The 10,773-nt window shown below is 73.2% G+C and carries 11 protein-coding genes; 5 read left to right on the forward strand and 6 right to left on the reverse strand.

The window, feature by feature from the left end:
* Window positions 1-68 precede the first annotated feature (68 nt).
* From ACGFZS_RS38885 to ACGFZS_RS38895, 3 genes are all read left to right on the forward strand, one after another.
* Window positions 69-1,688, forward strand: a complete 1,620-nt coding sequence (locus ACGFZS_RS38885) for a substrate-binding domain-containing protein (RefSeq protein WP_393799061.1) — start codon at window positions 69-71, stop codon at window positions 1,686-1,688.
* Window positions 1,689-1,763: 75 nt separating this feature from the next.
* Window positions 1,764-2,711: a hypothetical protein gene (locus ACGFZS_RS38890; protein WP_393799062.1), complete on the forward strand. Its 948-nt coding sequence runs from the start codon at window positions 1,764-1,766 to the stop codon at window positions 2,709-2,711.
* 256 nt (window positions 2,712-2,967) lie between these two features.
* Window positions 2,968-3,597 carry an HAD family hydrolase gene (locus ACGFZS_RS38895; RefSeq protein WP_365688403.1) on the forward strand — a complete coding sequence of 210 codons (630 nt, stop codon included), beginning with the start codon at window positions 2,968-2,970 and terminating at the stop codon, window positions 3,595-3,597.
* Here the strand turns inward: ACGFZS_RS38895 and ACGFZS_RS38900 are convergent.
* Entirely contained in the window at window positions 3,570-3,824 is a 255-nt protein-coding gene (locus ACGFZS_RS38900; RefSeq protein ID WP_359207378.1) for a hypothetical protein, read from the reverse strand. The two genes, ACGFZS_RS38895 and ACGFZS_RS38900, sit on opposite strands and share 28 nt — an antisense overlap.
* A gap of 188 nt (window positions 3,825-4,012) precedes the next feature.
* Here ACGFZS_RS38900 and ACGFZS_RS38905 point away from each other — a divergent pair, with 188 nt between their 5' ends.
* Window positions 4,013-4,396, forward strand: coding sequence for a cold-shock protein (locus ACGFZS_RS38905; protein ID WP_093501504.1), 384 nt, complete (start codon window positions 4,013-4,015; stop codon window positions 4,394-4,396).
* Window positions 4,397-4,458: 62 nt separating this feature from the next.
* Here the strand turns inward: ACGFZS_RS38905 and ACGFZS_RS38910 are convergent, their stop codons facing one another.
* From ACGFZS_RS38910 to ACGFZS_RS38925, 4 genes are all read right to left on the reverse strand, one after another.
* A complete protein-coding gene (locus ACGFZS_RS38910; RefSeq protein WP_393799063.1) occupies window positions 4,459-5,310 on the reverse strand; it encodes a 1,4-dihydroxy-6-naphthoate synthase in 852 nt (283 codons plus the stop codon).
* Window positions 5,300-6,046, reverse strand: coding sequence for a futalosine hydrolase (locus tag ACGFZS_RS38915; protein ID WP_393799064.1), 747 nt, complete (start codon window positions 6,044-6,046; stop codon window positions 5,300-5,302). The genes ACGFZS_RS38910 and ACGFZS_RS38915 overlap by 11 nt, the downstream gene beginning before the upstream one ends.
* Window positions 6,016-6,489: a DUF2771 domain-containing protein gene (locus tag ACGFZS_RS38920; RefSeq protein ID WP_355708990.1), complete on the reverse strand. Its 474-nt coding sequence runs from the start codon at window positions 6,487-6,489 to the stop codon at window positions 6,016-6,018. The genes ACGFZS_RS38915 and ACGFZS_RS38920 overlap by 31 nt, the downstream gene beginning before the upstream one ends.
* A gap of 62 nt (window positions 6,490-6,551) precedes the next feature.
* Complete coding sequence (locus ACGFZS_RS38925) at window positions 6,552-7,979, reverse strand: MFS transporter (protein WP_393799065.1); 1,428 nt, start codon at window positions 7,977-7,979, stop codon at window positions 6,552-6,554.
* Window positions 7,980-8,357: 378 nt separating this feature from the next.
* On the opposite strand from ACGFZS_RS38925, the gene ACGFZS_RS38930 reads away from it, so the two are divergent.
* Window positions 8,358-9,284 carry a DUF3027 domain-containing protein gene (locus tag ACGFZS_RS38930; protein ID WP_393799066.1) on the forward strand — a complete coding sequence of 309 codons (927 nt, stop codon included), beginning with the start codon at window positions 8,358-8,360 and terminating at the stop codon, window positions 9,282-9,284.
* 198 nt (window positions 9,285-9,482) lie between these two features.
* On the opposite strand, the gene ACGFZS_RS38935 is transcribed toward ACGFZS_RS38930, so the two are convergent.
* Entirely contained in the window at window positions 9,483-10,640 is a 1,158-nt protein-coding gene (locus tag ACGFZS_RS38935) for an MFS transporter (protein ID WP_393799067.1), read from the reverse strand.
* Window positions 10,641-10,773: the final 133 nt, after the last annotated feature.

Genomic DNA, 10,773 nt, shown 5'->3' on the forward strand with positions numbered 1-10,773 from the left:
CTGGGCTCCCTGACCACCCGTGCCAGGTCGACTGCGCGAGGAGCCAAGGGGATTCGGGGGATGCGGCCGTGAGACTGTTCGGTTCCGAGCTCGACTTCAACAATGTCGTCGCGATGCTCAGCGTCGCGATCCCCGTGCTGGCGTTCGTGTGGGAGTTCGTGGTCATCCGCCGCAAGCGGCTCGGCTACCGCCTCCAGATGGACACGCTCGCCACGGACGTCGCCCACGCGCCGGGCGCCGACGTACTGGCCGCCACCCACGACGACGGCACGCCGCTGACGGAGCCGTCGTTCGTCCTGATCCGGATCGAGAACGCCGGCTGGCGGCCGATCGAGCCCGAGAACTACCTGGCTCCCCGCAACAGCCAGACCGGTATCCGGGTCGTCTTCAAGGACCGCCGGGTGGTCGGCATGGCGGTGACCGAACTCAACCCGTCCTCGCTGCTCACCTTCTTCACCGCCACCGACGGCGACGCCGAGAGCAACGGCTTCGGGATCAGCGAGGAGAACGGTTCCAGCGTCCTCCAGCTGCCCAAGGTCACGCTGAACCGCGGTGCCCACTACAAGGTGCTGGCAGTGCTCGAACGCCAGTCCGGGATCCCGCACTCCCGCTTCCTGGAACCGGAGTTCCGGGCCGACCTGATCGGGGACAACAACCGGTCCTTCGCCTGGGTCCGCTGGTTCACCCGGCTCAAGCCCGCTCACACCGAGAGCCACACCTTCGCCTCCCGGCCGGCGAAGCTCTTCATGAGCCTGCTCGCCGTGGCCGTCCTCCTCCAGGCGAGCCTCACCCTCTTCTGGCCCGCCAAGCCCGCCCCGCTGGACTGCGTCGGCGGCACCCTGCACCTGTCGGGCTCCACGGCCTTCGCCCCCGCGGTGACGAAGGCCGCGCGGAAGTACACCCAGCTGTGCTCGGCCAAGGGGGCGAGCATCCCCGTCGACGACGGCACCTTCCGGGGCAGCGGGGTGGGCCTGACCACCCTGGAGAAGGCGGGCGACGACGCCCGGATCTCCGGCAACGACGGACTCGGCGACCACATCACCTTCACCGACGGCCCGGCCGGCGAGGGCCACGCCCAGGACCTGCCGCGGCCGGTGGTCTACTCCCTGTTCACCCTCGTCGTGAACAAGGACGCGCACGTCGGCAACCTCACCCTCGGGCAGATCCGCGACATCTACGCCCGGAAGATCACCGACTGGTCGGTGGTCGGCGGCGCCAAGCTCCCCATCCACCTGATCAACCGCTACTCCGACTCCGGCACCCGGGGCGCCCTGGAGAAGCGCGTCCTCGCGGGCAGGCCGGTGCCCGCGTCCGGCAGCGGCGACTGCGCGTCCCTGGTCCCCACCCGGGCCGGCGTCTGCGAGGTCGACAGCACCGACACCATGCTGGACACCGTGGCCCGCCAGAGCGGCGCCCTCGGCTACAGCGAGGCGGCCGGGGTCACCTCCGCCGACCTCGTCAAACTGGACATCGACGGCATGCCGCCCAGCCTCGAAGGCGTCGAGCACGGAACGTACCCGTACTGGCAGACCGAGTACGCCTACACGTTCGGCGAACCGCCCGCCGGGTCCATCGCCGCGGCCTTCCTGCGCTACCTCACCGACCAGGGCGGCAAGGACATCCTGCGCGAGTACGGCAACCGGCCCTGCTCGGAGACGCGTTACCCGCTGGTGTGCCGGCCGACGTGAGCCGTGGCCTGCGCTACCGTCGTCACGACGGGGTATCCAACGCCAACGCAACGCACCCGCCCCGGAGGGGACTTCGTGGGTATCGAGAGCGATCAGGTCGTCTACGAGTATCTGAGCCGGGTCGGGGACATCGCGCACCAGCGCCAGTTGTCCTCCGGCGACCGGATGCGCCTTGTCTCCGGGCTGCGCAACGAGATCGACCGGCACCGGGCGAAGACGACCGTCGACAGTCCCGCCGCGGTACGGCGCATCCTGGACCGGCTGGGCACGCCCGACGAGGTCGTGGAGGCCGCCGGGGGCACGGCTGAGGCCGCCGCCGCGCCGCCGGCGGCCGCGGTCCCCGTCCAGCGGGACACGGCACCGGACGGGCGGGCCGGGCCGGCCGATCCGGCGGAGGACCCACGCCGCGTCGTACCGCGCCCCCGGCCCGCCGGGACGGACGACGGATCCGGGCCGCCCGACTGGTGGCGGGTGGACAGCAGCCCGTTCGGGGACGCCGACGGGGTGCCGGGGTTCGTGGGGGGCGTCGAGATCCCCGAGATGCTCAGGAAGCCGCGCCCGCGCAAGGAGGAGCCGGAGGCGGGCGCCGACGGGGCGCCGGAGGAAGCGGCCGCGAAGGCGCCGGAGGCCGAGGCCGGCACCGAGGGGCAGCGCCGTCGGCTCCGCGTCCTGCCCCGCGCCGCCGTGGGCTGGAGCAACCCGCTGCTGCTGCTCGCCGCGGCCGCGCTGGTCGCGGGCGCGGTGCTCGGCAACTGGTTCGCGCTGCTCCTCGGCTGGCTGATCGCCTACGGCTCGCGGCGGCTGACCCCGGCGGAGACCAAGCTGGCGGTGATGTGGGTACCCGGGCTGTCCGTGACGGCCGGACTGGTCTGGCTCTGGGGCCGCAGCGCCGGGCGCTGGGGCGCCCCGATCGCCGAGGGCCACATGAGCGGCGCGGTGGCGGAGACGTGGCCGTGGGTGGTGCGGGGGGCCGCGGTGGCCTCGGCCCTGTTCCTGGTGTGGCGGTCACAGAGGACGCGGTAGGGGGAGCGGCGGTCCGCTGTCCGGCGGCTGCGGGCCGGTGGGGGCTGGCCGCGCAGTTCCCCGCGCCCCTTACGGGGCGCTTCGCGCACCCTGACGGAGTGGCGCGGGGGCGGCCGTCCGGTGGCTGGTCGCGCCCACGCGGCGGAGCCGCATGTCGACGGGGCCCCGCGCCCCTTCGGGGCGCTGTCAGTGAGCGCTTGCTGCAAGCGCCCCCCACCCCGGTTGTTGCCCCGCAGGGACCGGCACAATGGGCCATATGAGTCCTCGTGCCTTCGCCGTCGGTTTTGATCTCGATATGACGCTCATCGACTCCCGGCCGGGTATCCATGCCACATACCGGGCGCTCGCCGAGCGGACCGGGACGTTTATCGACGCGGATCTGGCGGTGACGCGGCTGGGGCCGCCGCTCGCCGAGGAGTTGGTGCACTGGTTCCCGGCGGAGCGGATCGCGGAGGTGAGTGATCTGTATCGGGCCATGTATCCGGAGATCGCGATCACGGCGACGCCCGCGATGGCGGGGGCGCGGGAGGCGATCGCCGCCGTGCGGGAGGCGGGCGGGAAGACCGTGGTCGTCACGGCGAAGTACGAGCCCAACGCGAAGCTGCACCTCAGCCACCTCGGCATCGTCCCGGACGCGGTGGTCGGGAACCTGTGGGCCGAGCAGAAGGCCGAGGCGCTGCGCGAGCACGGCGCGGGGGTGTACGTCGGCGACCACGTCGGGGACGTGCGCGGGGCGCGCAAGGCGGGGGCCCTGTCGGTGGCCGTGGCCACCGGGCCGTGTGCCGCGGAGGAACTGCGCGCCGCCGGTGCCGACGTGGTGCTCGGTGACCTCACCGAGCTGCCCGCCTGGCTCACCCGCTACCGCGAGGACACCTCCCGCGCCTGACGGCGCCCCGCTGCCACGGACTGGAGCACTCCGGCGCCCGCGATCAGGAAGCCGACGCCCATGAGCATGCTCAGCAGGTACATGTAGGTCGGAAAAGGCTTCGCACCGAGGAACAGCGGTATCACGGTGACGAGTGTGGCCACCGTACCGATGAAGAAGACCACGGCACCGGCGCGGATCAGTCGGTCACCGGGCCCGGCGGAATTCGCTTGGGTTTTGTCACGCACTCGACCAGGGTAGTTCCCTGCCCGAAGGAACAACCGGGCGACGTCTTGTCACGCGCCCGAAGACCATTAGCCTTGGTACCGGCGGGTCATGGTCGACCCGCCCGAGTGCTATCAAGGGCCGTTCCAGAGCTGTTGCATTCAGAAGTTTACCGAGCAGTTTCCGACGAGATACGAGGACGAGGACAGACGTGCCTACCGGCAAGGTCAAGTGGTTCAACAGTGAGAAGGGCTTCGGCTTTCTCTCCCGCGACGACGGCGGTGACGTCTTCGTCCATTCCTCGGTTCTCCCCGACGGGGTCGACGCACTCAAGCCGGGCCAGCGCGTGGAGTTCGGCGTCGTCGCCGGTCAACGCGGTGACCAGGCCCTGTCGGTGGTCCTTCTCGACCCCACTCCGTCGGTCGCCGCCGCCCAGCGCAAGAAGCCGGACGAGCTGGCCTCCATCGTGCAGGACCTGACGACCCTGCTCGAAAACATCACGCCGATGCTGGAGCGCGGCCGTTACCCGGACAAGGCGGCCGGCGCGAAGATCGCCGGGCTGCTGCGGGCGGTCGCGGACCAGCTGGACGTGTAGCCGCGCGGGAGCCGCGTAAGAGACATACGCGTCTCGTAAGCGGGTAAGTCCCGTAACTCCTTTTACGGGAAATCGAGTGCGTGCGGGCCGAGGGGCGGGACGAGTCCCTCGGCCGCCGCGCGCGTGAGCAGTCCGCGGACCGCCGCGTATCCGTCCTCGCCGAGTTCCGAGGTGAACTCGTTGACGTAGAGCCCGATGTGCTGGTCGGCGACGGCCGGGTCCATCTCCTGGGCGTGCGCCATGACGTAGGGGCGGGACGCCTCGGGATCGTCCCAGGCCGCGTGGACGGAGGTGCGGATCGCGTCGGCGAGCCGGGTCAGCGTCCCGGCGCCCAGCGAGCGCTTCGCGATGATCGCGCCCAGCGGGATCGGCAGGCCGGTCGTGCTCTCCCAGTGCTCGCCCATGTCGGCGAGCTTGTGCAGGCCGTAGTTCTGGTACGTGAAGCGCGCCTCGTGGATGACCAGCCCCGCGTCGACCTTCCCGTCCCGCACGGCGGGCATGATCTCGTGGAAGGGCATGACCACGATCTCGCCGACGCCGCCGTCCGTCAGCGTGTCCGCCGCCCACAGGCGGAAGAGCAGGTACGCGGTCGACTTCTCGCTCGGTACGGCGACGGTACGGCCGGTGAGGTCGGCCCCCGCCTCCCGCGTCAGCACCAGCGGCCCGCAGCCCCGGCCCAGCGCGCCCCCGCAGGGCAGCAGGGCGTACTCGTCGAGGACGTAGGGCAGCACGGCGTACGACACCTTCAGCACGTCGGACTCGCCGCGCTCGGCCATGCCGTTGGTGATGTCGATGTCGGCGAAGGTCACGTCGAGCGCGGGCGCGCCCGGGACGCGGCCGTGGGCGAGGGCGTCGAAGACGAAGGTGTCGTTGGGGCAGGGCGAGTACGCGATGCGCAACGGGTCACTGGTCATGTGGGTTCCAACTCTCCAGGACGGGCGCGAGCTTCCCGAAGGCCTCGGTGAGGGCGGCCAGCGCGTCGCCGATGCGCCAGGCGGCGCGGTCGCGGGGGCCGACGGGGTTGGAGACCGCGCGGATCTCCACGGCGGGCACGCCGTGCGCGGCGGCCGCCTCGGCGACCCCGAAGCCCTCCATGGCCTCGGCGAGGGCGTGCGGGTGCCGGGCGCGCAGTTCGGCCGCGCGGGCGGCGGTGCCGGTCACCGTGGAGACGGTGAGTACCCCTCCGGGGTGAGCACCGACGGCTTCGGCGATCGCTCGTACGAGCGAATTCGGTGGACGGTGGCTGACGGTCCCGAAGCCGAGTTCGGTGACCGGCACGAAACCGTCGGCCGTCTCGGCGCCCAGATCGGCCGCGGTGATCTCGTCGGCGACGACCAGCGAGCCCACCGGCGCCCCCGGCGCGAAACCGCCGGCGATCCCGGCGGAGACGACCAGCGTGTAGGGGCGGCCGCCGAGGGCGGCGGCCGTGAGCGCGGTCGCGGTGCCGGCCGCGGCGCGGGCCGGGCCGACCCCGGCGGCGAGGAGGTCGTGGCCCCCGGGGGTGCGCAGCAGGGTCGCCGCCGGCAGGGACACCTCCGCCGCGCTGCCGAACGCCCGCGCCACCGCGTCCCGTTCGGCCGGGACCGCAGTGGCTACGAGGACGCGTACGGCGGACGTGGTCAGGCGTCCTTCTTGAGCTTGAAGGACCACAGGCCCAGCACCGACTTGTCGCCCTCCTTGATGGAGACGAGCGTCGAGTTGCCGGAGGCGCCGTACTGGGCGTTGAAGAACACGCTGCCCGGGATGGTGCGGTAGGTCTTGGTGCTGGAGTCGGTGAGCGCCTGACCGTTCATCAGGATCGTCCAGCCGTTGTCCGCGATCTTCGGGTCGACGCCGAACCGGACGGTGTCGTCCGGGTCCACCTTGATGGACTTGATCCCGGTGTCCTTGAGGCACTTGGTGAGGGAGGCCGTGTCCAGGGCCTTGCCGTCGTTGTAGCAGGTGGCCTCGGAGTTGACCGAGTTCGTACCGACCGTGATCGTGGCGATCGGGGAGGGCTTGTCACAGGCCGACAGGACGAGCAGTCCGGCGGAAACGGCGCCGGCGGCGGCGACGACGCGGCGGCGTCGCGAGCGGGAGTGCAGCGTGGTCATGGCCGAAGGCTATCGGGAGGTCCCGGCCGTCTCCCCATGTGGGGTACGGCGTGCCCGGTTCGTTACGCCACTCGCGGTCGGGGGTGGGTGCCGTGCCGGGCCGAGTTCAGCAGGCCGCGCAGGGTGGTCAGCCAGCCGGCCGCCACGATCACGGCGGCCACCACCAGGCCCAGGGTGCCGTTCAGCGGCATGACGATGCCCACCGCGCCGCCGAACACCCAGGCCACCTGGAGCAGCGTCTCCGAGCGTGCGAACGCCGAGGTGCGCACCAGCTCCGGCACGTCCCGCTGGATCAGCGCGTCCAGGGACAGCTTGGCCAGCGCCTGCCCGAAACCGGCCACCGCGGCCAGCACGGCCACCAGGAGGGCGCCGAAGAACAGGGCCGCGACCACCGCGGTGCCCAGCACCAGGGCCACCGCCGCCACGATGATGATCTCCGGGGCCCGGGAGCGCAGCCAGGCCCCCACCGCCGTACCGAGCGCGTTGCCCACGCCCGCCGCGACCCCCACGATCCCCAGCGACACCGCCGCGCTCTCGCCGGTCAGCGGGTGCTCGCGGAGCAGGAACGCCAGGAAGAAGATCAGGAAGCCGGAGAGGCAGCGCAGGGCCGCGTTGGCGCCGAGGGCGTGCGTGACGGCGGGCCCCACGGTCCGCAGCCCCGGCCGCCTGGCGTCCTTCGCCTCCCTCTGGTCGTCCCGGTCCTTCCGCAGCGGGCCGTGCAGATGCTCCTCGTCGGCGGCGAGCAGCGCCACGTCCTCGCCCTTGGCCGAGTCGACCTTCGGGGGGAGCGTGAAGGAGAGGAAGGTTCCCGCCACGAAGATCACGAAGGCGCCGTAGAGCGGCCACGGATCCCCGATGGCGTGCAGCCCGGCCCCCACCGGGGCGGCCACGCCGGTGGCGAGGAGTCCGGCGAGGGTGACCCGGGAATTGGCCTTCACCAGCGAGAACCGGGGCGGCAGCAGCCGGGGCACGACCGCACTGCGCACCACCCCGTACGCCTTCGACGCGACCAGCACCCCGAGGGCGGCCGGATACAGCTCCAGACTCCCGCTGGCCACCGCCCCCGAGATCACCAGCGCGAGCAGCGCCCGCGCGAGCATCGAACCCGCCATCGCGGCCCGGCGGCCGTGCGGGAGGCGGTCGAGGAGGGGGCCGATGACGGGCGCGAGGACGGTGAAGGGCGCCATGGTGATGGCGAGGTAGAGCGCGACCCGGCCGCGGGCCTCGTCGGTGGGCACGGAGAAGAACACGGTGGAGGCGAGCGCGACGGTGATCATGACATCACCCGCGCCGTTCACCGCGTGCAGCTCGATCAGCTTCCCGAGCCCGGACTCACCGGCGCCGTGCGCGTGCGTCGCCTTCCTGATACCCCGGGCGGTACCCGTCACCGGGAAGTGCAGGGCACGCCCGACCGAGCGGACGGCACCGCGCACCCGGCCCGCACCGCTACCGACCCCGACGGCGCGTTGGGGGGACCTCGCGGTTGCCACGTCGTTCATAGTGCCCTGAGAGTCCACTCCCTAGTGCACTTTGTGGCCAAGCGAGTCCGAAGCACCCCGTGATCCGGAGCGCCCGTAGGGGCGCGGGGAACTGCGCGAGCAACCCCCACGCACCCGCACCGACCCCGCAACCCGTCCTGGCACCCCCCTTTGTCGGCACCGGCCGCCGCCCAGGCACCGCGCCGGACTGTCCCCCACCACCGGCGACGGGGTAGCGTGCGTATCTCAGCCATAACGCACAATGGATGGCAGAGGTGCGCCCGAGTGCGATCGGACGCGGACGTCGATGCGGCCCACAGGTCCGCTCCGTCCGCCCCACCGCCGGAGGCAGCCGCACTCGTGAGACGGCGTAGGAGAGAAGCGATACCTGTGAGCGCAGCGACAACGCGAAGCCGCACCCCCGACCGTCTGTGCGCCGAGGCGGTCGACCTCGCCCGTGCCGCCGCCGAGGAGGCAGCCGCGCCCGGCGTGGTCGGGGAGCACACCGGAGCGGTCGCGGAAGGCGATCGCGTCGTCACGCACTTCTTCGAGTGCAAGGAACTCGGCTACCGGGGCTGGCGCTGGGGGGTGACCGTGGCCCGCGCCTCCCGCGCCAAGGTCGTCACCCTGGACGAGGTGGTCCTCCTCCCCGGCCCCGACGCCCTCCTCGCCCCCGAGTGGGTGCCGTGGAGCGAGCGGCTGCGCCCCGGCGACATGGGCCCGGGCGACCTGCTCCCCACCGAGGCCGAGGACCTCCGGCTGGAGCCCGGCTACTCCGGCGAGGACGAGCCGGAGCCGAACTCCCCGGTCTCGGCGGAGATGGAGGAGCTGGCGGAGGCGGAGGACGCCGAGGTCACCGCGGGCACGCCCGCGCATCTGCCGACCGTCCCGTCCCGGGGCACGATCGCCTCGGTCGCCGAGGAACTCGGCATGCGCCGGGCCCGGGTCCTGTCCCGCTACGGCCTGCACACCGCGGCCGACCGCTGGGAGGAGTCCTTCGGGTCCAAGACCCCGATGGCCCAGGCGGCCCCCGCGACCTGCGTCAGCTGCGGCTTCCTGAGCCCCATCGGCGGCTCCCTCGGCCAGGCCTTCGGCGTCTGCGCCAACGAGTTCTCGCCGGCCGACGGCCGGGTCGTCTCGCTCTCCTACGGCTGCGGCGGCCACTCGGAGGCCGCGGTCATGCCGAAGCCCCCGCAGCCGGCCCCGCCGGTCGTCGACGAGACCCGAGTCGACCCCTTCCCCCTCCGCCCGGCCTCCGACTCCGGCTCGGTCCCGGCAGCCTCCGACGAGGAGACGGCGGAGCTGGGACACTCCTAGCCCGGAGCCCGGAGCCCGGAGCCCGGAGCCCGCAGCCCGCAGCCCGCAGCCCGCAGCCCGCAGGGTGGTGCGCGGAGCCCGCAGCCCGCAGGGTGGTGCGCGGAGCCCGCAGGGTGGTGCGCGGTCCGGCCCACGGGCCGTCGGAATTGACGGCCCGTGAGACCGGCACGCGATCCGCCGGGGGAACACCCGGGGGCGTCACACCTGGCGCGGTCCGGCCCCGGCCGCCAGCGCCAGCAGAAGCGCTCCGGCCGCCGCGGTGAGCGCGGTCAGGAGGGCGCCCTCCGTGCCGTAGGGCGCGGCGAGGGCGCCGGAGACGGCCTGGCCGACGGCGGCGCCCAGGGGGCCGCCGGCGCACAGGACGGTCATGGCCGTCGTGGCCCGGTCCGGCGGGGCCAGGCGCTCGGTCAGGGCATAGAGCGTGATCATGTACGGCGCCACGGTGAGGCTCGCCACCGGTACGGCGACGGGCAGCGGGACCAGGCGGGCGCCCGCGGACAGCACCAGCATCCCGGCGAAGAGCGCCGCGGCGAAGGTGACGTACCGCGCGCGGAGACCGAACCGGCGCGGCAGCCAGGCGCAGGCCGCGCCGGCCAGCGCGCTGCCGATGCCGAACTCGGCGTAGACGAGCCCCGCGGCGCCCGGTTCGCCGATCGTGCGGGCGTACACCGTGACCGCCGTCTGCACCGCGCCGAAGACCGTGCCCATCGCCGCCATCGCCAGGAACACGACCGTCAGCGGGCCCAGGGGCAGCGGCGACCGCCGTTCCTCGGGCCGGGCCGCCGGGCCGGTGTCGGCGTGGTGCAGGGCGAAGGGCAGGGTGGCCGCCGCCAGCAGGAGTACGGCCGTCACCGCCGGGGCCTGGGCGGAGACCGCCGTGAGGGCGCCGACCAGGGCCGGGCCCGCCACGAAGCTCAGCTCGTCGGCGGCGGCCTCGTAGGACAGGGCGGCGCTGAGCAGCCGGGGTTCGCGGACCAGCCGGGACCAGCGCACGCGGACCAGCGGGCCCACCTGGGGCTGGGTCAGGCCGACGAGGGCGGCGGCGCCGAGCATGGCCGCCCGGCCGCCGTGGCTCGCGGCCAACAGGGCTGTCCAGGCAGCGATGTTGGCGAGCACGGCGAGGGTGCCGACGCGGCGATGGCTGTGCCGGTCGGCGAGCGCGCCGACGGCCGGGCCGCCCACGGCGGTCGCGACGCTCTGCGCGGCGCTCGCGAGGCCCGCGAAGGCATAGCCGTGGGTGGAGGACTGGAGCAGGACGAGGGTGGCGAGGGCTGCGGAGGCGTACGGGAGGCGGGCCAGGAACCCCAGGGGGAAGAAGCCCACGCCTGCCACCCGCAGCAGGGAGCGGTACGGCACTGATGTCTCCGTCGGGCATGTCGAGGAGACGCGCCACCCAGCCACCAACGCGCCGACAGAGCCCGATTCCGCGCCCCAAGGTACTGCAGGGCCCCCGCCCGGCAACCGGCTCGGGACTTCGGCCCGGGACGGC

The sequence above is a fragment of the Streptomyces sp. NPDC048288 genome (genome assembly GCF_043201555.1).
In the GTDB taxonomy this organism is placed as follows: Bacteria; Actinomycetota; Actinomycetes; order Streptomycetales; family Streptomycetaceae; genus Streptomyces.